This window comes from Methylobacterium sp. E-066 (assembly GCF_022829635.1).
Lineage (GTDB): Bacteria > Pseudomonadota > Alphaproteobacteria > Rhizobiales > Beijerinckiaceae > Methylobacterium.
Genome location: NZ_JAKSYO010000049.1, coordinates 1 through 21526 on the forward strand (window position 1 = coordinate 1; position 21526 = coordinate 21526).

Below are 21526 nucleotides of genomic sequence, written 5' to 3' on the forward strand. Positions count from 1 at the left end.
AGTGTCGAGCGAGAACTCGTAGAACAAGGCACCCTGCTCGACTTGCCGAGGTCCCATCATCTGCTTCGATCTCCGTCTCTCGACAGGAGTGAATCACCTCATCACAACCGCTGCAACACCCGAGTTTTTCAACAGAATCGACCCCTTTCGGACCTTGAGCTCGAACTTTTTGAAGGTCCGCTTCGTAACAGAGGCGGACGCCGCTCAAGCGGCCATCACGCCAGCACGTTCAAGCGGGCTTCGCGCCCACCGGGCTGGCATCCTGCTTGTCTCCGACCCGCGCGGAGAGCACCCTGTCGCAAGGTGTCGGGGACGGAAACACCTCCCCGAGGAAAGCCAGGAAGGCTTTCACGTTTGGGTTGCCGCGCCGGCTCTCCGGCCATAGCGCCGTGATGACGGAACGCTCGACAACGAATTCCCGCAGGACCGGCACCAGCACGCCCTGCTCGACGTACGGAGCTGCGATGTAAGTTGGCGAGACGCCGATGCCGCCGCCGGCCACCAGGACGGCCGCCACGGCGTCGCTGAAGTCCGTGACAATGCTGGCGTTCGGCAAGATCTCGACAGTGCGGCCGCCAATCTGGAACGGCCAGCGCAGTGCTTGGCCCGTGCTCTGGAAGCGAAAGTTCACGCAGTCGTGGCGGACCAGCTCATCCGGATGCACCGGCGTGCCGCGCCGCTGCAGGTAGCTCGGGGAGGCGAAGGCGCCGAGCCGGTGCGGCGCAAGGCGCCGGGAGATTAGGCGCGTGTCCGCGAGCTCGCCTACCCGGATCGCGACATCGATGCCCTCCTCGATCAGGTCCACGAAGCGGTCGCCCAGGCGCAGGTCTATGGATAGCCTTGGATGGCGCTCGCGGAAGCGCGGCAGCGCCGGGGCCAGTAGATGTACCCCGATGGGGAATGGCGCCGTCACCTTCAGGGTGCCGGCCGGCTCGGAGCGCGCTGCCACGGCGGCCTGCTCGATTTCCTCGGCCTCGCGCAGCAGACGAAGCGCCCGCTCGTGCAGGTCGCGGCCTTCCGGCGTCAGGGTCAGCGAGCGCGTGGTGCGGGTGAATAGGCTCAGGCCCAGCCGTTCCTCCAGCCGCTGCACGCTCTTGCTCACCGCCGAGGGCGAGATGCCGAGGGAGCGTGCGGCGGCAGTGTAGCTGCCGAGCGAGGCCGAGCGCGCGAAGGCGATGATGCCGGTGAGGCGGTCGAGACCGATCTGTTCCATGACGGCAAGATTGAAACGAAGACGAGCCCGATTATCAAGCTCGAAGCGATGATCCATTCTTTTTCCTATAGGCGCTGCAGCCGCGGCGGCGAGAAGGATCATCGTCATGACCAGCACTCTCCAGGACCGCACAGTCGTCATCTTCGGCGGTACCTCGGGCATCGGCCTTGCGGCCGCTCAGCAGGCCAAAACCGCGGGCGCCAAGGTCATCGTGGTCGGCTTCAACGCCGAGGGTGCCGAGCGCGTGGCGGCGGAGAACGGCTTCAACGGCTGGCGCGCCGCGGACGTGACCCGGCCAGAGACCATCGCTGCGGCGCTCGCCGACATCCCGCAGGTGGACCACCTCGTACTGCTTGCCGGCACGTTCGTAGCCGGAAAGATCCTGGAGGCCGAGGTCGACTACCTGAAGCGGGCCTTCGACGAGCGGATCTGGGCGGCGCTCCACACGCTGCGCACCCTGGGCGGCCGACTTGCGCAGGACGGCTCCGTGACCTTCATCTCCGGCACCCTGGCAGACCGCCCCAGCGCCCAGGGCACTGCCGTGCTGGCGGCTGCTTCAGCCGCGATGGAGGCGTTCGCGCGCGGCCTCGCGCTCGAACTGGCACCGATACGGGTGAATACCCTATCGCCGGGCACCACCGACACCCCGCTCCTGGCCCGTACGCTCGGCGCCCACCGCGACGCTTACGTGACCGCGTTGACCGAGAAGCTGCCGCAGCGACGCCTCGGCACAGCCGAGGAGGCGGGCGCGGCGGTCGTCTTCCTGATGAGCAATGGCTTCATGAACGGCGAGACCCTGCACATCGATGGGGGCGCCCGCCTCGTCTGACATCATCTCGCAGAGGAGAAGTTCGATGCCCGACCGTTCTGCACCAACGGCAGCGGTCGGGGACGAGCGATCATTCCAGCGGTTTTGGCTGAAGGTCTGGAAGCCACCCTGAGCCGAAAGTGTGGATCGGGGTCGAAGCGTCACTCCTTTCACAAACAGGCTTAAGCTGTTGAGATCAAGCCCGAATTGGATCACGAGGTGGAGTCATGATCGGCGCCGCTGGTGACCCCACCTCGATCTCAATTTTTGCAGTCATAACAAAGATTTAGCTGAATTTATTCTGGGGACAGGCTTTGACGCCGATCCTTACCGACGTCTCCACCGCCCCAGCCGTTCTGGCCGAGGCACCCGGCCGGATCCGCCGCCTGGCCGCCGACAAGGGCTACGACGCCGACTGGCTGCGGGCCGAGTTGCGCGCGAAGAGCATCACGCCGATCATCCCGGGCAAGCGCGGTCGGAAGAACAGGATCTGCGACGACAAGCGCCGCTACCGGGAACGCTGGCGGATCGAGGCGGCCTTCAACCGCCTCAAGGACTTCCGCCGCGTCGCCACCCGCTACGACAAGCTCGCCCGCAATTACGCATCAGCCGTAGCTCTGGCCGCCGTCATCGCCTTCTGGTGCTGATCGAGTCCAGACCCTAGGTAGGGAACTCATACAACCATTTGCGGGCGCTTGCGTTTTCTTCCTGAGTTTGGGGTTTTCAGCTTAGGAGGATCGCGATGGCACGGCTGTTCTGGCTCTCGGACGAAGCCTGGGCGCGGATCGAGCCGCACCTGCCTCAAGGTCAACCCGGCAAACCTCGGGTCGACGACAGGCGGGTCATCAGCGGCATTCTGCATGTGCTGAAGGTCGGCTGCCGGTGGCAGGATACGCCCGCCGCCTACGGCCCGCACACCACGATCTACAACCGCTACAACAGGTGGTCCCAGCGCGGGGTCTGGTAGCGCCTGTTTGCAAAGGTCGCAGCCGCAGGCCCTGTCCCCGACGAACTGATGCTCGATGCCTCTCACGTGAGGGCACACCGCTCGGCATCGGGCGGAAAAGGGGGGCCTGGAGCCAGGCCATCGGCCGCTCGCGCGACGGCTTCACGAGCAAAATCCATTGCTTGGCCGATGGTCGTGGCCGACCGGTTGCGTTCGCCCTGACGCCCGGCAACGTGGCCGACATCAGCATGGCGCTGCCGCTGCTGCAGGCTGTCGTACCGCCCAAGCGCCTGATCGCCGACAAAGCCTACGATGCACAGAGCCTGAGAGATTGGCTGAAAAGCCACCGGGTGATCGCCACTATCCCGTCAACGGCCACCCGGACGGTACCCTACAAGCACAGCCGGATCGCCTACCGGCGGCGCAATCGCATCGAGCGCCTGTTCGGCCATCTCAAGAACTGGCGGCGCGTCGCGACCCGCTACGATCGTTTGTCCTGCAACTATCTGGCCGCCGTCGCGCTCGTTTCCTGCGTGATCGCATGGACCTGAATGAGTCCCCTACCTAGAATTCGCATTGGGCTGCCTGGCAGATCTGCACCCTCACCGGACGCCTCCTGCCCGGTCCTCGGGCTTGGCCGCCCTGGTTGCCTCCCGCGAGGCGGCCATCGCACTTCGAAATCGCACCTCCTTAAGAAGGACGTTTACGTCTCGCTCTCCGACTATGAGTGAAAGAGCCGGGAAGCCCTCCGCCGACAGCACGCCTGCGGACCAGCCGAGCTGCTGGAGGTCAATTGAACTTGGAGTCGTGGAAGTACGTGGCGGGTGTGAGTGCCATTCCCCTACGTAGCGGACCTGGTCCATTACCCGTTCCATCCTGGCAGTCACGACCTCGGTCAACCCGGCGACGCCGCGCTCGAAACCCGAGAACGAGCCGATGCTGTCCGGTGGCGGCGTCAGCGCTTCGACGAGGTGAATACGACGCGCGCGAGTGTCCACTGTTCCGAGGAGCGCGCCTCCCGTCTCCTCTGGAAGCCGAGCCGCTCGCCGCCTGACGAGATCCTCCTTCAAGTCGGCATCAAGTGTTATGTCCCAATCGTCGCGGTTGATCTGCTCGACCGGGGCCACTGCGGGACACGTGAACTCAACCTCCCCGTTAGGGCCGAGCGACCAGACAAGGATGGCAGGCTCCGGGCTGTCCAGGGCGCGCCCCAGCCCCTGAGCTGCCAGCGCGGACAGCAGGGCGGCGCGGCTCTCTGGGATACGGTTCGTCACCGCCCGACACGCACCGGTGTAGGCGAAGCGCTCACCGACGGCGCTGAGGTGTTGTTCCAGAGCCGGCAGTCGGAGCACGGCTCCGTAATACTGCGCCTCCAGGTCCCGCAGGCTGATCGAGCGGTCTTCGGCCTCGACGAGCACCACGACAGACTCCCCGGAGGGATTGAAGAAAGCGCTCGCCAGACGCGCCGGGCCGCCTAGATCCGAGAGATGGCGGGCGGCCGCGACCGATGCAGACGCATCGATGATGACCGCGGCCTCCGCGAGCAAGCTCCGAAGCGCCTCGGCGTGCTCGCCCGGACGCAGGACGTTGCAGCCCAGCACGGTCCGAACCACCGCCGGCGTGGTAGGCGCAAAGATCGCGTTGAGCCGATCCTTGAGTGCGCCGGCTTTCAAACGGCCGACGTCGGGGTAGCCGAGCGTATGGCGGGCAAGGTTATGCGGGAGCAGGTGGTCGTCATCGACGATGCCCCAGACGAAGCGACCCTCCCGCACGAGGCTCTCGGCGAGGTGCGAGCCTATCGCGCCGGCGCCGATCAAGACCGCTTGGCGGGGGTCACGACGAAGGCCGGCGAGCTCAGCGGCTCGGTCCGGGTCGAAGGCGACGTGCACTTGGGCGAGTTCGACGCGGATAGCGCGCAGCGTTGGCTCGTCGACGGGCTGTTTGACGATTGCCGGTGCATAGCAGCAGGCGATCTCGTCGCTGGCTCCAAGCAGGAGAACGCCCAAAGCCACCCCGATGTCCCCGACGGTCCGCTCCGTTAGGAACATCCGAACGTCGGCTGCGCCGGACCCGCTTCCGTCGGGCCCGACCACCGGCATGTCGACGATGACCGCCAACAACGAACCAAGCCGCTTCCCATCCGTCGCGGATGCGCCCGACCAGCCAAGGATGCGTTGGCGCAGATCATCGACCAGTTCGATGCCTCGTTCCTTGAGGAAGCTTGCGAGCGAGGCAAGGTCGGATGGGGCCTTCCTCATGCGCCTCATGCGCTCGGGCGGAACCCGGTAGGCGAGAGGTAGGATACGCCGACCTCGGATCTCAACGCTCTCGGCCGTCGAGAGCGGGACCGCTTGGACGATCATCTGCTTGCCGACCTCCACCCCGAAAGCAGCGAGTTCCACACTACAGCCTCCCTCGTTGAGGACGGCGCGCGGGAATATGAAGCTGAACGGGCTCACTCCGAAGAATGGGTCCAGCGGCTGGCTGGGGTCATGCAACTCACCGCGGGCGGCACGGTGAAACCAGGCGACGATGCGCTGGAGCAACTCGGCCGGCGTCCAGGTAAGCTGCGCCTCGTCCCAGGGACGGTCGTCGACGCAGATGGCGGCAGGGCACCCATCCGGGACGAGTTGCTGATGCTCGGTGTCCGGGAAATCCTCGCGAAGCGCCATCACGAGCGGCATGCTGCCCGCCTCGCCGAAGGCGATGGCGAGCGGCTCCACAGGCAGGATCGGCACCACCGGATGCTGGGGAACGTCGGTCCTCAGCTCGACGAGCAGGATCTCGGCCCCGTGAGCATTGCGATAGGCGCTTGCAACGGTCGCGATGTCGGACGCCTCGGCGGCCAGGTATGAGGCGACCGCTCGTGCGGCCTCATGCACAAGCTCGGGTGGATCGAGTACCGAGCCCCATTCGTCGATCCAAGCCATCGGCATCAGCCCTGACGCGCGGGTGCCGACGTCGCCGTAGCGACGACGCTCGGCGCCGCAAGCGCAGGGGCCAGTCCAAACCGACTAACCTCAAACCGAAGGGGCTTCGGAGCATCCTTGCGAGGCTCCTCCATCGTGACTTTAAAGGTGCCACCCTTCTCGCTGACGACCCGGCGGTGGTGGTTGGCTGCCTGCCGATGTGGCGGCTGGGAGTCCTTGTCCCCCTCGGTGCCGGCGATGGGGATCGGGCGGCTCGGGGAAACAATGGTGCAGTTCTTCTGACCTTGGGTCTCGAACAGCCACTTCACCTCGTCGACGGCCACTGTCTCGTCCTCTCCGCGTTCGGGGCCAATGGACAGGTACGAGCAATGGTGCGGAAGCTTCATCAAGTCCCAGCGAAGGCGGGCGGCGTTCCCGTAGCAGCGGGTGATCTTCACGATGTCCGACAGGGCGTCATGGTCGAGGTCCGAGCCGAACAGCGCGTAGGTCTCGTGAGTGGCTTCCTTGAAGGTGACCTGGAACGCGATGGCGTCGCCGTTTCGGTCGTCGACCGTATTCTCGTCCTGGCGCCAGGCAAAAGGACTGTGAACGAAGAACTCAGCCTGTTCGGGCCCGTCCTTGCTGAAGCCGGGTACGAGCTTGCCGGCGTCCACGAACAGGTGCTTGCGCGCCTCGTAGTCGAGCTCCGCCCTTTCCATCCAGTCCTTGAGGCGTTCGGCTCGAGAGAAGATGCGAATGCCTTTCTTCTCGCGGAGACGGTGCCGGGCCTCCGCCTGAAGGAGGCGCGCGTCACTCTTTAGCCCGTCCTCGGTCAAGGCACAGGCGGGCACCCAGAGCTCGTCGATCTTGATCCTGCCCTCGCCTTGGTACGCCTTGGCATGGTCGAGCCAGAAGAACTCACCCATGCGGCAGCAATGGTCGTCGTCGAGGTGGGTGAAGCAGACGACGTCGAAGCTGTCGCGCCCTGCCTTTCTCAGGTCCGCCCGGAGTTCGGCGGCGAGGTCGCAACGGGGGTCGTCGGCCTTGTCTGGATTGCGCTGGTTGCCGAAGTCCACGAGGACCTTTCGCTTATCGGCCAAGTCGATGAGCGCGCTGTCAGCATCGCCGAGCGGATAGAAGGTGACATAAGCGGTCATGGGATTACGTCGATTCGATTGGGGCTGGTGGTCAGGCGACCCTGAGCTCTCGCTCGTGCTCAGGAGCCGCCGGCCAAGCGTGGCAGGCAGGGAATTCAGCGGGGGAGTGGGTGGTCAGGACGATATCCGCCATCTCGAAGCCATGGCGGGCGATCCTCTCGAAGACGGTAGGCGCCATTGCGGTGAGATCGGTCGGGTGCAGGTGCGCGCGGCGCGCCTCCGCATCGGATTGAAAGGAGTCGTACTCCTGGGCCGCGCGCTCGCGCCCGACCTGGATGTCGATCTCCCGTGCCGACCGACCCATCTTGATGAGGGTGCCTCGCACCGTCTTGTCCAAGACGTCACGGAAGAACATGCGGGAGCGGAGCGCCCGGATCTGGTCGCTGGTGATGTCGAAGAGGCGAGGGCTTGCCAGACGGCCCCCCAGGAGGCCGAGGAGCGAAGATCCGCTGTCCGGGGGCAGCTCGGCCGACGCGTCGCTGCAAATTAGGAAGTCGCAATGTCGAAGAGCCTGCCCAGGTTTGTATAGGGCCTCCAGGCCGAGGTTCTCGTAGGCGCCGCCGTCCCAGAGACGCACCCGTTCCGTTGGTGGCCGCTCCCGACGGGCTGAAGCCTTGTGGTTACGCCCGTCGGCAACGAACCAGCCTTCCTTGGGCAGGTCGAGGGTCAGGGCACCGATGGCGTAGGGAACGGCGGCCGACGCGGCTGCCGCCTCAGCGAGACGGTAGGGCGGTTCGTGGTGGATGCCGAATTTCCAGTCGCCCATCTCCCGCCGGGCGAAACGCCAGTTCTTGCCGGTTTGCAGACAGGTGGTGTTGATCCACCAGACCGGCGCGTTCGGAAGGTCGCCGAGGTTCCCGGTCACACCCCACCTCGCTTCGAGTAGGTCGGCGAGCACGAGGGCTCGATGCGACAGGAGGCGATGGTGGAACCGAAGCACCCCACCAAGGCCGATGGCGCGGAGCGAGAAGAGGTCGGTGGTTGTGAGGAGCTCTCGGATGCGGGGATAGATTGCCCGCTCGTACCGGGCCGACGTCGGCCACTGCATCCCGGCCTGCGCCATGATGACCGCCGTGACCAAGCTGCCGCCGGATACGGTCGAGAGGTGCGTCACCCGCTCCAGCGCACCTTCAGCGGCGAGCCGCCGAAGGACGCCTAGATGAAAAACCGCTGCCCGCGCGCCACCGCCTGATAGGGCTAAGCCAAGCCGAGGCGGATCGCTGGCTTCGCTTCGCGGTGGCGGGGTGTCTGTGAACGCCATGTTCGCATCCCTTCTGGAGACGAAGCATCCTCGTCGGCTATGCTTGGCCGTACTCGGTTTGTTCCTGGCATCGCCCGAGGACGTCTTCCTGACGTCCTCGGATGACCGGTTAGTTGAGGCGGCTGAGCGCCGCGAACCCCGCCGAACTGCTTCAGGGGGCCGTCGTCCGCTGGCGATATCGATCTACCGCCGGCGGCCACCGGAGCGTGATTTCACGCCAAACTCAGGGTGATTTTTCAGGTGGCTAGATTTGACCTTCTTTTGCCTCAAGCTACGATCTATGCCGATTTAGCAAGTTATACCTCTCGGCGGCGGTCCTCTACGAAGGAAGTATGATCATCTTTTGCCTCACGCTACAACAAACATCACAGTCGTAACAGTCACGAGCACCCGGTCGTACTTCCGCAGGTGTCGCACTTCAGGCATGTGCCGTTGCGGACCAGGGTAAAGTTCGCGCATTCCGGGCAGGCCTCGCCGACATAGCCCTTCATCTTTGCCTCCGCGCGACGGTCGGCGACGGTGCGCTCCGCCCGGGCGAAGGGGAGGGTGTCGGCGATCGTCTCCGCCTGGGCGGCGATGGCCGGCTCGGCCTTCAGCGCCGAGGTGCCGTGGATCGCGTGGACCGTGCCGCCGGCCGGGGCCGACTGGCCGGTGCTCGAGGCGCCGACGCCGACCGTGCCGCCCGCCGGGCCGCCCTGGATCAGGGTGAGGCGGTCGGCCGAGCCGCGCAGCAGGCCGCGCGAGACGACCGAGGAGGCCGGCGCGGGCTTGGAACCCTCGCGGGTGGTGTCGCCTGCCTCACCGCCGCCGAGCACCGTGCCGCCGATCTCGGCGGGGCTGACATGGGCGAGGTCGGCGCGGCCGAGATACGAGACCGCCAGTTCCCGGAACACGTAGTCGAGCAGCGAGGTCGCGTTCTTGATCGCGTCGTTGCCCTGCACGAAGCCGGCCGGCTCGAACCGGGTGAAGGTGAAGGCCTCGACATACTCCTCCAGCGGCACGCCGTACTGGAGGCCGAGCGAGATCGCGATGGCGAAGTTGTTCATCAGACTCCGGAAGGTCGCGCCCTCCTTGTGCATGTCGATGAAGATCTCGCCGAGGCGGCCGTCGTCGTATTCGCCGGTGCGCAGGTAGACCTTGTGGCCACCCACCACCGCCTTCTGGGTGTAGCCCTTGCGCCGGGCCGGCAGCTTCTCGCGGGAGCGGATGTGCTCGACCCGCTCGATCACCCGTTCGACGATCTTTTCCGCGATCTGCGCGGCCTTGGCTGCCGCGGGCGCCTGGATCAAGGTCTCCAGGGCGTCGTCGGCCTCGTCGTCCTCATCGGCGATCAGGGCGGCATTGAGCGGCTGCGACAGCTTCGAGCCGTCGCGGTAGAGGGCGTTCGCCTTCAGCGCCAGGGTCCAGGACAGGCGGTAGGCCGCCTTGCAATCCTCGACGGTGGCGTCGTTGGGCATGTTGATCGTCTTGGAGATCGCCCCCGAGATGAACGGCTGGGCCGCTGCCATCATGCGGATGTGGCTCTCCACCGACAGGTAACGCTTGCCGATCCGGCCGCACGGATTCGCGCAATCGAACACCGGGTAGTGCTCGGGCTTGAGGCCCGGCGCGCCCTCCAGCGTCATCGCCCCGCAGATGTGGGTGTTGGCGACCTCGATGTCCTTCTTGGTGAAGCCCAGGAACGGCAGCAGCTCGAAGGTCGGGTCCGACAGCTTCTCGGCCGGGACCTTCAGGGTCTGGGTCAGAAAATCGTCGCCGAGCGTCCAGCGGTTGAACACGAACTTGATGTCGAAGGCCGACTTCAGCCCCTTCTCCACCGCGGCGATCTTGTCGTCGGTGAAGCCCTTGGCGCGCAGGGTGGTCGGGTTGATCGCCGGTGCCTGGCCCATCGAGCCATGGCCGACCGCGTAGGCCTCGATCTCGGCGATCTCGGATTCGCGGTAGCCCAGCGCCCGCAGCGCATCCGGAGCCGCCTGGTTGATGATCTTGAAGTAGCCGCCGCCGGCGAGCTTCTTGAACTTCACCAGGGCGAAGTCCGGCTCGATGCCGGTGGTGTCGCAATCCATCACCAGGCCGATCGTGCCGGTGGGCGCGATCACGGTCGCCTGGGCGTTGCGGTAGCCGTGCGCCTCGCCGAGTTCGAGGGCCCGGTCCCAGGCCGCGCGGGCATGGGCGCCGAGATCCGCCTGCGGGATGTTGGCGTGGTCGAGCGGCACCGGGGCGATGCTGAGGAACTCGTAGCCCTCCGCCTCGCCGTGGGCGGCGCGGCGGTGATTGCGGATCACCTTCAGCATCGCGTCGGCGTTGTCGTCATAGGCCGCGAAGGGGCCGAGCTCGGCCGCCATCTCGGCCGACGTGGCGTAAGCCACACCGGTCATGATCGCGGTGAGCGCGCCGGCCAGCGCACGGCCCTCATGCGAGTCGTACGGTAGGCCCATGGTCATCAGCAGGCCGCCGATATTGGCGTAGCCGAGGCCGAGCGTCCGGTAGCGGTAGGACAGCTCCGCGATCTCCTTCGACGGGAACTGCGCCATCATCACGGAGATCTCGAGCACCACCGTCCAGAGGCGGTTCAGGTGCTCGAACGCCTCGACGTCGAAGCGCTTGGTCTGCCGGTCGTACATCGTCAGCAGGTTGGCCGAGGCCAGGTTGCAGGCGGTGTCGTCCAGGAACATGTACTCGGAGCACGGGTTCGAGGCCCGGATCCGGCCGCCCGACGGGCAGGTGTGCCAGTCGTTCATCGTGGTGTTGAAGTGCAGGCCCGGATCGGCCGAAGCCCAGGCCGCCTCGCCGATCTTCTCCCACAGCTCGCGCGCCGGGATGGTCTTGGCGACCTTGCCGGTGGTGCGCTGGGTGAGGTGCCAGTCGGCACCGGCATCGACCGCCCGCAGGAAGTCGTCGGTCAGCGAGACCGAGTTGTTGGAGTTCTGGCCGGCGACCGTGAGGTAGGCCTCGGAATCCCAGTCGGTGTCGTAGACGGGGAAGTCGATCTTGGTGAAGCCCTGGCGGGCGAACTGGACGACGCGCTTGATGTAGGAATCCGGCACGGAGGCCTTGCGGGCGGCCTTGATCTCGCGCTTCAGGGCCGGGTTGCGCTCGGGATCGAAGCAGGCGTCGCCTTCGGCCTCGCACTGGGTGCAGGCCTTCATAACCAGGCCGAGATGCTTGGAGACGACCTTGGAGCCGGTCACCAGGGCGGCGACCTTCTGCTCCTCCTTCACCTTCCAGTCGATGAACGCCTCGATATCCGGGTGGTCGATGTCGACGATCACCATCTTGGCCGCCCGGCGGGTGGTGCCGCCCGACTTGATCGCGCCGGCCGCCCGGTCACCGATCTTCAGGAAGCTCATCAGGCCCGACGACTTGCCGCCGCCGCCCAGCTTCTCGTTCTCGCCGCGCAGGGCCGAGAAGTTCGACCCGGTGCCGGAGCCGTACTTGAACAGGCGCGCCTCGCGGACCCACAGGTCCATGATGCCGCCGTCGTTGACGAGGTCGTCCTGCACGCCCTGGATGAAGCAGGCATGCGGCTGCGGGTGCTCGTAGCTGGAGGCCGAGCGGGTCAGCTCGCCGGTGCGGTAATCGCAGTAGAAATGGCCCTGGCTCGGGCCGTCGATCCCGTAGGCCCAATGCAGGCCGGTATTGAACCATTGCGGCGAGTTCGGTGCCACCATCTGCTTGGCGAGCATGTAGCGCAGCTCGTCGAAGAACGCCGAGGCGTCCTCCTCGGAGGAGAAGTAGCGGCCCTTCCAGCCCCAGTAGGTCCAGCAGCCGGCGAGGCGATCGAACACCTGCGTGGCGGAGGATTCGGAGCCTATGCGCTCCTCCTCGGGGAGTTCGCTCAGCGCGGCCTCGTCGGCCACCGAGCGCCAGAGGAAGGAGGGGACGTCGTTCTCCTCGACCTTCTTGAGGCGAGCCGGCACGCCGGCCTTGCGGAAATACTTCTGGGCCAGCACGTCGCTGGCGACCTGGCTCCAGCTCTCCGGCACGTCGATGCCGTCCAGGCGAAACACCACGGACCCGTCGGGATTACGGATCTCGCTCAGGGCCTTCCGGAACGGAATACCGGTATAGGGCGACTGTCCGGCCGTGGTGTAGCGACGCTCGAACCGCATGAAACACACCTCTCCCGTCGGGACACGAGTGTCCCGGCCCCGCTGGACGCGGAGTCGATACCCATTAAGGGGGTCGCGTTCGCCCGCGCCCGGAAACCGGGCACGCGGCAAGTTCGCGAAGATGATTCAGGGACGGTCGAACCTGCCGAAACGCACCACAAGGGCGGCGCGACCGATGCAGGGACATTACCGCCGCCATCGCTCTCACGTCAACAAGTGGTGTGCGGCCGGCCAGTTCCCCGCTAGATGTTGTGCTGGCAACCAAAAGTCTGTGGATATCTGAAGCGACTCGGGTAAGTGCCCTTCCGGCATTCGGGATTCGGATCGGAAAAATTTTCGATCCACACCCCTAAGTAGAGGCGTGTCATCGGCGCCCGCGAATACGCCGCAGCTGGCGGAAACCGGCGTTGCCGAGCAGCGACAGTTGGGCCGAACCGCTGGACTCAGCCGCGCGCGCTCACCATAACGGCGCCACGAAGCGCCCATGCGGCGCGGCTTGAATCCGGGACCGGCGATGGCGCTGAAGGACACTTTGCTGCGCGTCTTCACGTGGTGGAACGGCCAGACCGTCTCGCTGGCGCTCCAGACCGCGCGCTCCGGCATCTTCGTCGGCGAGGACGATTTCGGAAACAAGTATTACAAGGCGGAAGGCGCCCTGATCGACCGTTCGGTCGGCTCGGAGCGGCGCTGGGTGGTCTATAACGGCTACGCCGACGCCTCGAAGGTGCCCCCGGGCTGGCGCGGCTGGCTCTGCCACAACGTCGACCTCGCCCCGAGCGAGGAAGCGTATAAGCCCCACGCCTGGCAGCAGCCGCATGTCGAGAACCAGACCGGCACGCCGAACGCATACCGGCCGCAGGGCTCGCAGCTCTCCTGGGGTTCCCGCCCGGCGGCGACCGGCGATTACGTCTCCTGGACGCCCGGCGAGTAGGCTTGCGGCTCCGGCGCCCTTTTGCCGCCACCGTTCCGGTGTTCACCTCGGAGCCACCCGATCCGACCGCCGCACCCGTGACGGCGCGACCGGCCTCCCTCTAGAGCTCCGCCCCGGATCCGGGACGCGGCTCTGGGGTCCTTGTTTCGCATCGTCGTCGTCCGAAGGCCCGCCGCCACGGTTCGGGACGATGCTTTAGGGGTCCGAGCCTTGAGCCGCACCAAAGCCCTCGCACGCCCCATCCTGACTGTCGCCGCCCTGGCACTTGCCCTCTGCGCCGGCCCGGCCGCGGCCGACAAGATCAAGAACCCGACCGCGGTGTTCTCCGGCCTCGACAAGATCACCGGGCGCATCGTGTCCTTCGAGGTCGCGGTGGACGAGACCGTGCAGTTCGGCTCGCTGCAACTGACCTCCCGGGTCTGCTACACGCGGCCGCCGACCGAGAGCGCCAAGACAACGGCGTTCCTCGAAGTCGACGAGGTCACGCTCGATAACAAGTATCGCCGCATCTTCACCGGGTGGATGTTCGCGTCGAGCCCGGGCCTGCACGCGATCGAGCACCCGATCTACGACGTCTGGCTGGTCGACTGCAAAGGCGGCAGCGACGTGATCGCCGAGGCGAAGGAGCAGGAGGACGTCCCGGCGGTGGCCGCCAAGCCGGAGCGGACGAAGCGCGCCGGCCGGGATTCGACCAAGACCGCGCAGCAGCTCAACGCCGCCGGCCAGGTCGATGTCGAGGCGCCGCGCGGCGTGCCGGTGCAGCCCCGCCAGAAGCCCTCGCGCAAATTCTTCCCGTCGAACGAAGGCCCGGCGCCGGCCCCGCCGCCTCCGCCGCAGCCCCAGAACCTGTTCGACGCGATCTTCCGCTAGGTCTCGACGCCGCCCAGCGCGTCCAGTGCCTGCGCGCCCGGCACCGAGCCGTCACAGGGCCAGACGTTCCAGTCCGCGACCTGATCGAGGGCTGCCGCCAGCCGCCGCTTGTAGACGTGCCGGGGCAGTTCCTCGGCGCCGAACTGCGTGAGGTGGTCGGTGACGAACTGCGTGTCGGCGAGCCGGTAGCCGCCGGCGCGCAGGCGGGCCATCAGGTGGACAAGGGCGACCTTCGAGGCGTCGCGCACCTCGTGGAACATGCTCTCGCCGAAGAACGCCGCCCCCAGCGAGACGCCGTAGAGGCCGCCGACGAGGCGCCGCTCCTCCCCCGCATAGACCTCGACCGTGTGGACGTGGCCGATGTCGAACAGGGCGCCGTAGAGTTCGCGGATGCGCCCGTTGATCCAGGTCTTCTCGCTGTCCCGGCGCGGGGCGGCGCAGCCGGTGATCACCCCGTCGAAATCGGTGTCGCACCGGACCTCGAACTGGTCGGACCGCACCGTCCGGGCGAGGCGTCGGGACACCCGGAACCCGTCCAGCGGCAGGACGCCGCGCGCCCGGGGCTCGACCCAGTACAGGGTCGGGTCGGTCGCGTCCTCGGCCATCGGGAAGATGCCCGCCGCGTAGGCCTTCAGCAGGATCTCGGGGGTGATGTCCACGCGGGTCGGATCGTGCATGGGGCGAGTGTCGCGCGGGGCCGGTCCAAATGCCAGAGCCGGAACCGGCCGCGATCGCCGCAAGCCCAGTTTCAAAACTTTATCGAAGACGCGATCTCGGTCGGACGGGAGTCCCAACCGACGGATATCCTGGTCTCTCCCCTCATCCTGAGGTGCCGGGCGATCGAAGATCGCTTGGCCTCGAAGGAGCCCTCCAGGGATCGCGCGGCTGGCTGGAGCCCTCCTTCGAGGCCTCCGCTTCGCTCCGTCGCCTCAGGATGAGGGCGAGGGTGGGAACGACCGGTCGAATGGGCTTCCGGTCTCTCGCGGGCCTCAGACCTTCATGCCGCCGTCATCCAAAAAATGCTCGAGCCAGTGGATGTCGTAGAGGCCGTTCTGGACGTCCGGGTTGCGGACCAGGGTGCGGAACAGCGGCAGGGTGGTGTCGATGCCGTCGATCACGAACTCGTCGAGCGCCCGGCGCAGGCGCATCAGGCACTCGTTGCGGGTGCGCCCGTGGACGATCAGCTTGCCGATCAGCGAGTCGTAATGCGGCGGGATGCGGTAGCCCTGGAAGGCCGCCGAATCGACCCGGACGCCGAGGCCGCCGGGGGTGTGGTAATGGGTGATCTGGCCGGGGGAGGGCCGGAAGGTCTCCGGGTGCTCGGCGTTGATCCGGCACTCGATGGCGTGACCCTCGACCTTGATGTCGGATTGCGAAACCGAGAGCGGACCGCCCGAGGCGACCTGAATCTGCTCGATCACCAGATCGATGCCGGTGATCATCTCGGTGACCGGATGCTCGACCTGGATGCGGGTGTTCATCTCGATGAAGTAGAACTTCCCGTCCTCGTACAGGAACTCGACGGTGCCGGCGCCGAGATAGCCCAGCTCCTTCATGGCGTTGGCACAGATGCCGCCGATCTCGGCGCGCATCGACTCGTTGAGCGCCGGCGAGCCGCCTTCCTCCCAGACCTTCTGGTGGCGGCGCTGCAGCGAGCAGTCGCGCTCAGCGAGATGGACCGCGCCCCCGCGGCCGTCGCCGAGCACCTGCACCTCGATGTGCCGGGGCTTCTCCAGGTACTTCTCCAGATAGACCGCATCGTCGCCGAACGCGGCCTTGGCCTCGGAGCGAGCCATGCCGATCGCCTGCTCCAGTTCGGCCTCGGTGCGGGCGACCTTCATGCCGCGCCCGCCGCCGCCGGCCGCCGCCTTCACGAGGACTGGGTAGCCGATCCCGGCCGCGACCCGCTTGGCCTCGTCGGCATCCTCGACGCCGCCCTCGGAGCCCGGCACGCACGGGATGCCGAGCTTCACCGCCGTACGCTTGGCCTCGATCTTGTCGCCCATGGTGCGGATATGCTGCGCCTTGGGGCCGATAAAGCCGATCTGGTGATGGGCCAGCACCTCGGCGAAGCGCGCGTTCTCGGACAGGAAGCCGTAGCCCGGATGCACCGCATCCGCCCCGGTGATCTCGCAGGCCGCGATGATCGACGGGATGTTCAGGTAGCTGTCCCGGGCGGCGGGGGGCCCGATGCACACGCTCTCGTCGGCCAGCCGGACATGCATGGCATCCGCGTCGGCGGTGGAGTGGACCGCCACGGTGGCGATCCCGAGTTCCTTCGCCGCCCGCAGGATGCGTAGGGCGATCTCGCCGCGGTTCGCGATCAGGATCTTGTCGAACATCGAACCCTTAGAGCGTCCAGGCGATCCGACGGGACCGCGCAGGATGATCTATCCTCTTGTTGCGCGGCGTTTTCCAGGCCCGAAGCGGCAGCCGGTCCGGCGGAAGACGACCAAAACTTCCCGCCCCGAGGCGATCACCGCCTCTCGGCGGGATGCAAAGCAGAGAGCGGAGCGGACGTGCGGCCTCGAACGCCGCTCACGCGATGACCAGCAACGCCTCGCCGAACTCGACCGGCTGGCCGTCCTCGACGAAGATCGCCGTGACCGTGCCGGCGCGGGGCGCCACGATCTCGTTGAAGGTCTTCATCGCCTCGATCAGGAGCAGCTTGTCGCCGACCTCGACCTTCGAGCCGATATCGATGAACGCCTTCGCCTCCGGGGAGGGGCGCAGATAGGCGGTCCCGACCATCGGGGACGGCACCGAGCCGGGATGCGCGCGGGCCGGCTCGGCCGGCGCGAGGGCGCCGGTCGGCGGAGCCACAGGGGACGCCGCCACGGCGGCGAGCGGTGCCGGCGCCGCGACCTGGACGTTCACGGGCTCGAGCCGCCGCACGACGCGGATGCGCAGGTCGCCCTTCTCGACCTCGATCTCGGACAAGCCGGTCTCGGTGACGAGGTTGGCGAGTTCGCGGACGAGCTCGGAGTCGATGGGATCGTTCTTGGGCATCCGGCCTTCTTCGTATCGCGCCGCGGCGGTCGGTTCATCCGGCATGCGCGCTGGCACTCGATCACAGCCTTGCGGCTGGCGGCTCTTAGACGAAGGCGGCCCGGCGCGACAAGGCCGCGCAGTCCGCCATCCGCCGGTGGGAAGCTCCGGCCTGGCGCCTCAGCAGGAGGCGTGGCCGCATTGGCGCACATCCGCGATGGTTTTGCGGATCGGATCGACGCCGACGGCGCCGGGAATCACCTCGTCGCCGATGATGAAGGCCGGGGTGCCGGACAGGCCGAGCCGGTCGCCCAGGCCGCGATTCTCGCTGAGCGCGGCCTTCACCTCGGGGGAGGCCATGTCCTTCTGCAGCTTGGTCGTGTCGGCGCCGAGATCCTTGGCGACCTGGATCGCCCGGGCACCGTTCACCCGGCCCTTGGTCTCAAGCAGCTTCTGGTGGAATTCGAACAGCTTGTCGCCCTTGAGCTGCTGGCGCACCGCGACCGCGACCTGGCTGGCCTCCAGCGATTCCGGGCCGAGCACCGGGAAATCCTTGATCACCACGCGCAGCTTCGGGTCGGTCTTGATCAGGGTCTGCACGTCGATCAGCGCCTTGCGGCAATAGCCGCAATTGTAGTCGAAGAACTCGACCAGCGTGACGTCGCCCGTGGGGTTGCCGGCGACCACGTCATGCGGACCGTTCACCAGGGCCTCTCGCGCCTCCTTGAGGGCCGCACTCTGGGCGAGGCGCTGCGTCTCCGCCTGCTGCTTCTCGGCCTCGGCCAGCGCCTCCTGCAGCACCTCCGGGTGCTTGATCAGGTAATCCTTGACGATCGCCTCGATGCCGGCGCGCTGCGCGTCCGTGAACGGGGCGGCCGCGGGCGCGGCGGATTGCGTGGCGTCCTGCGCCGAGGCCGGGACGGCGGCGAGACCGAGCGCCAGGGCCAGCGCGGGCAGGGAGCGGTTGAAGAGCATGGATCCTCGCTTGCGCGGCAGGCCGGCCCGCGCGTGGCGCGAGCGGTAGGGGCTGGGTTAGGCGTTTTCGCGGCGGCGGGTCAAATCACGTCCCCGGCAAGCAAATCCCAGCCGCCGAGCGAAACCGGTCCCTCCATGCCCAAGCTGTTCCGAGCCTTCTGGCTGCGTCCGCACCTGCTCTGCGCGATCGCGGTGGCGATCGTCGCCGCCCTGCTGGTGCCCGGCCTCGATCCCGGTATGCGGCTGCTCACCGGCTGGTGCGCCGGCGTGATCGTCCATGCCGGCCTGGTGGTGCGGCGGGCCACCGGCCAGACCCGGGATGCCATGCGCCGCGAGGCCGCCCGGCTCGACGATAGCGCCGGGGTGATCACGGTCTTCGCCCTGCTGGCCGCGGCGGCGAGCCTCGGCTCGGTGGCGGTGCTGGTGGTCGGCGGCCGCGTCGCCGGAACCGGCGAGCGTTACGCCCTGGCGCTCGCCGGCATGAGCCTGCTCTGCACCTGGGTGTTCGTGCAGATGATCTTCACGGTGCACTACGCCCATGTCTATTACGGCACCGCGGACGAGGCCGGCGGCGAGCGCGGCGGCCTGGATTTCCACGGCGATCCTGCGCCGGATTTCTGGGATTTTTTGTACTTCACCGTGACCATCGGGGCGGCGGCGGCGACCTCCGACACCAACCTCACCAGCAAGCGCATGCGGCGGATCGCGACCGCGCAGACGGTGGGCGCCTACCTGTTCAACACCGGCATCCTGGCGCTGGTGGTCAACATGGCCGCGGGCCTCGCGCCGCACTGACGCCGGTTGAGGCCGGGGCCGCCAGGGTCTAACCCCGGTGCTCCGCTGACTCGCCCTCGCGCACCCGTCAGGACAGCATGATCCCGATCTCCCGGCGGGCCGCCGCCGTCCAGCCGTTCCTCGCCATGGACGTCATGGCCGCGGCCGCCGCCAAGGCCCGGCGCGGCGACGACGTGGTGCGCATGGAGGTCGGCCAGCCCTCGGCGCCGGCCCCGCGGGCAGTAATCGCTGCGACGCAGGCGGCGCTCGCCACCGGGCGCGTCCCCTATACCGAGGCGCTGGGCCTGCCGGCCCTGCGCGAGCGCATCGCCCGGGACTATGCCGAGCGCCACGGCGTCGCGGTGAGCCCGGAGCGGGTGGTGATCACCACCGGTTCCTCCGCGGGCTTCGTGCTGGCGTTCATGAGCCTGTTCGATGCCGGCGCCCGGGTTGCGGTGCCGCAGCCCGGCTACCCGGCCTATCGCAGCATCCTGGCGTCCCTCGACCTCGTGCCGGCCCCGATGGTGCTGCGCGAAGAGGACCGCTTCGCCCCGACCGCTGCGCTCCTACGCGAGACCCATGCCCGCGCCCCGGTGGCCGGTGCCCTGGTGATGAGCCCGGCCAACCCCTCCGGCACGGTGATCACGGAGGCCGCGTTGCGCGATCTCTGCGGGGCCGCCCGCGACCTAGGCCTGCCACTGATCTCGGACGAGATCTATCACGGCCTCAGCTACGGCGTGCCGACCGTGACCGCCCTGCGCTTCGATCCCGACGCGGTGGTGATCAACTCGTTCTCGAAATACCACTGCATGACCGGCTGGCGCGTCGGCTGGATGGTGGTGCCGGAGGTCCTGGTCCGCCCGATCGAGCGGCTGGCGCAGAATCTCTACATCTCGGCGCCCTACCTCTCGCAGGTCGGCGCGCTCGCGGCGCTCGACGCCACGGACGAGCTCGACGCGGTGCGCGACGGCTACGCCCGCAACCGGGCGATCCTGCTCGACGCGCTGCCCGGCCTCGGCCTCGGGCGCGTGCACCCGGCCGACGGCGCGTTCTACCTCTACGCGGACGTGGCGAACCTCACCAACGATGCCACCAGCTTCTGCCGGCGGATGCTCGACGAGGCCAACGTCGCCGCGACCCCAGGGCTCGATTTCGACCCGGATCTCGGCCACCACCACGTCCGGTTCTCGTTCGCCGGCTCCGAAGCCGAGTGCCACGAGGCGGTGGCGCGGCTGCGGGCCTGGCTGCGCTGAATTCTTAAGCGCCGTCCACCGGCACCAGGGCGCGGACTGCCTCAGGTAGTTCCGAAAAATGCTCGATCACCCGGTCGGGCCCGAGTTCGGTCACCGGCACGTCGGTGTAGCCGAAGGTCACCGCCACCACCGGGATGCCGGCGGCCTTGGCGGTGTCGATGTCGGTGCGCGAATCGCCGACCATCACGGCCCGGGCCGGGTCGCCCCCGGCGCGCTCGATCGTGCCGGTGAGGTGGCTCGGATCGGGCTTGTAGGCCGGGAAGGTGTCGCGCCCGCAGATCGCCGCGAAGCGATGCCCGATCCCGAGCAGGCGCAGCAGCTCCACCGACTGGCCCTCGAACTTGTTGGTGCAGACCGCCAGCCGAAAGCCCGCCGCCTCCAGCGCGTCCAGCGCCTCGACCACCCCGGAATAGAGATGCGACGTGTCGGCGAGGTGCTCCCCGTAATGGGCAATGAAGGCCTCGAACAGCCGCTCGTGGTCCTCCGGCGCAAGCGCACGGCCCTCCGCCTCGAAGCCGCGCCGGATCAGCGCCTTGGCGCCGGCCCCGATCAGGCCGCGGGCCTGGGACAGGGGCAGCTCGGCCAGCCCCTCCCGCTTCATCAGCACGTTGAGCGTCCCGATCAGGTCGCCCGCGGTCTCGGCCAGCGTTCCATCCAGGTCGAACACGGCGATCGGCGGGCGGGTCGTCGGTTCGGCGGGCATCCGGTCAGGCTCCTGTTGGGGTAAGGCCTCGCTAAAGGCGCCCAGCGCGGCGGGCAAGGCGGCGCGGCGCCCCACACTCGCCTGAAAGCCCAGCGAAAGGCGAAGCGCGTCAGCTCCCGGATCCCGCGATGAAACCGTTCCTGCCCCTTCTCGCCACCTGTATCGCGCTGGCCAGCGCGCCGGTCGCGGCGGCCTCGTTCGAGTTCGTGCCCGCGCCGCAGGCCGACCTGAACCGGATGTACCGGGTCGACAAGGTCACCGGCGAGGTGACCTCGTGCCAGTACGGGCTCCAGGAATCGGGCGGCGGCATCGGCCAGACCGTCTGCTTCGGCCCCGGCGAGGGCGCCGGGCCTCAGGCGCCGTCGGAATACGGCCTGGTGGCGAGCCGCCACACTCGCGAGGCCGGCGTGTTCCGGGTCAATTACCGCACCGGCGAGATGAGCATCTGCTTCGTGCTGGTGAAGAAGGAGCAGGTGGTCTGCACTCAGCAAGCCAAGCCCGGCGCCGAGGGCGCCTCCGACGCGCCGCTGACCGGGCCGGCCCCCGGCCGGGCCGGGGCCAGCGCGACACCGGCGCAGGGCGGGCGCTTTTGAAGCCACCCGCCCCGCGCAGGCGTTCCGGTCCGC

The 21526-nt window shown here is 67.7% G+C and carries 16 protein-coding genes and 2 pseudogenes; 8 read left to right on the forward strand and 10 right to left on the reverse strand.

Going from position 1 to position 21526, the window contains the following annotated elements:
- Positions 1–229 precede the first annotated feature (229 nt).
- Complete coding sequence (locus MKL20_RS05755; protein ID WP_244035894.1) at positions 230–1213, reverse strand: LysR family transcriptional regulator; 984 nt, start codon at positions 1211–1213, stop codon at positions 230–232.
- A gap of 106 nt (positions 1214–1319) precedes the next feature.
- Here MKL20_RS05755 and MKL20_RS05760 point away from each other — a divergent pair, with 106 nt between their 5' ends.
- From MKL20_RS05760 to MKL20_RS05770, 3 genes and pseudogenes are all read left to right on the forward strand, one after another.
- Positions 1320–2042: an SDR family oxidoreductase gene (locus tag MKL20_RS05760; protein WP_244035878.1), complete on the forward strand. Its 723-nt coding sequence runs from the start codon at positions 1320–1322 to the stop codon at positions 2040–2042.
- A gap of 308 nt (positions 2043–2350) precedes the next feature.
- Positions 2351–2668 (forward strand): annotated as a pseudogene (locus MKL20_RS05765) (transposase); the annotation flags it as partial.
- Between the two features lie 95 nt (positions 2669–2763).
- A pseudogene (locus MKL20_RS05770) lies at positions 2764–3518 on the forward strand (IS5 family transposase).
- Positions 3519–3569: 51 nt separating this feature from the next.
- Here MKL20_RS05770 and MKL20_RS05775 read toward each other — a convergent pair.
- The 4 genes from MKL20_RS05775 to MKL20_RS05790 form a co-directional block, all read right to left on the reverse strand.
- Positions 3570–5897: a ThiF family adenylyltransferase gene (locus MKL20_RS05775; protein WP_244035879.1), complete on the reverse strand. Its 2328-nt coding sequence runs from the start codon at positions 5895–5897 to the stop codon at positions 3570–3572.
- Positions 5898–5902: 5 nt separating this feature from the next.
- Positions 5903–7033 carry a hypothetical protein gene (locus MKL20_RS05780; protein WP_244035880.1) on the reverse strand — a complete coding sequence of 377 codons (1131 nt, stop codon included), beginning with the start codon at positions 7031–7033 and terminating at the stop codon, positions 5903–5905.
- A 31-nt stretch (positions 7034–7064) separates the two neighbouring features.
- Positions 7065–8294 carry a patatin-like phospholipase family protein gene (locus MKL20_RS05785; RefSeq protein WP_244035881.1) on the reverse strand — a complete coding sequence of 410 codons (1230 nt, stop codon included), beginning with the start codon at positions 8292–8294 and terminating at the stop codon, positions 7065–7067.
- Positions 8295–8674: 380 nt separating this feature from the next.
- Positions 8675–12406, reverse strand: coding sequence for a vitamin B12-dependent ribonucleotide reductase (locus MKL20_RS05790; RefSeq protein ID WP_244035882.1), 3732 nt, complete (start codon positions 12404–12406; stop codon positions 8675–8677).
- A 514-nt stretch (positions 12407–12920) separates the two neighbouring features.
- On the opposite strand from MKL20_RS05790, the gene MKL20_RS05795 reads away from it, so the two are divergent.
- A complete protein-coding gene (locus tag MKL20_RS05795; protein ID WP_243971735.1) occupies positions 12921–13337 on the forward strand; it encodes an NADH:ubiquinone oxidoreductase subunit NDUFA12 in 417 nt (138 codons plus the stop codon).
- Positions 13338–13547: 210 nt separating this feature from the next.
- The gene (locus tag MKL20_RS05800) at positions 13548–14207 is read left to right on the forward strand and encodes a DUF2155 domain-containing protein (RefSeq protein WP_244035883.1); all 660 of its coding nucleotides are present in this window, start codon (positions 13548–13550) and stop codon (positions 14205–14207) included.
- Here MKL20_RS05800 and aat read toward each other — a convergent pair.
- The 4 genes from aat to MKL20_RS05820 form a co-directional block, all read right to left on the reverse strand.
- Entirely contained in the window at positions 14204–14884 is a 681-nt protein-coding gene (gene aat / locus MKL20_RS05805) for a leucyl/phenylalanyl-tRNA--protein transferase (protein ID WP_243971644.1), read from the reverse strand. The two genes, MKL20_RS05800 and aat, sit on opposite strands and share 4 nt — an antisense overlap.
- A gap of 312 nt (positions 14885–15196) precedes the next feature.
- Positions 15197–16549 carry an acetyl-CoA carboxylase biotin carboxylase subunit gene (gene accC / locus MKL20_RS05810; protein WP_243971642.1) on the reverse strand — a complete coding sequence of 451 codons (1353 nt, stop codon included), beginning with the start codon at positions 16547–16549 and terminating at the stop codon, positions 15197–15199.
- Between the two features lie 196 nt (positions 16550–16745).
- Entirely contained in the window at positions 16746–17216 is a 471-nt protein-coding gene (gene accB, locus MKL20_RS05815; RefSeq protein ID WP_243971640.1) for an acetyl-CoA carboxylase biotin carboxyl carrier protein, read from the reverse strand.
- A 159-nt stretch (positions 17217–17375) separates the two neighbouring features.
- Positions 17376–18170 carry a DsbA family protein gene (locus MKL20_RS05820; protein ID WP_244035884.1) on the reverse strand — a complete coding sequence of 265 codons (795 nt, stop codon included), beginning with the start codon at positions 18168–18170 and terminating at the stop codon, positions 17376–17378.
- A gap of 135 nt (positions 18171–18305) precedes the next feature.
- Here MKL20_RS05820 and MKL20_RS05825 point away from each other — a divergent pair, with 135 nt between their 5' ends.
- A complete protein-coding gene (locus MKL20_RS05825) occupies positions 18306–18965 on the forward strand; it encodes a DUF1345 domain-containing protein (RefSeq protein ID WP_244035885.1) in 660 nt (219 codons plus the stop codon).
- Positions 18966–19042: 77 nt separating this feature from the next.
- Entirely contained in the window at positions 19043–20197 is a 1155-nt protein-coding gene (locus tag MKL20_RS05830) for a pyridoxal phosphate-dependent aminotransferase (RefSeq protein ID WP_244035886.1), read from the forward strand.
- A 4-nt stretch (positions 20198–20201) separates the two neighbouring features.
- Here MKL20_RS05830 and gph read toward each other — a convergent pair whose 3' ends face one another.
- Positions 20202–20900, reverse strand: coding sequence for a phosphoglycolate phosphatase (gph, locus tag MKL20_RS05835; RefSeq protein ID WP_244035887.1), 699 nt, complete (start codon positions 20898–20900; stop codon positions 20202–20204).
- A 128-nt stretch (positions 20901–21028) separates the two neighbouring features.
- On the opposite strand from gph, the gene MKL20_RS05840 reads away from it, so the two are divergent.
- Positions 21029–21493, forward strand: coding sequence for a hypothetical protein (locus MKL20_RS05840; protein WP_244035888.1), 465 nt, complete (start codon positions 21029–21031; stop codon positions 21491–21493).
- Positions 21494–21526 lie beyond the last annotated feature (33 nt).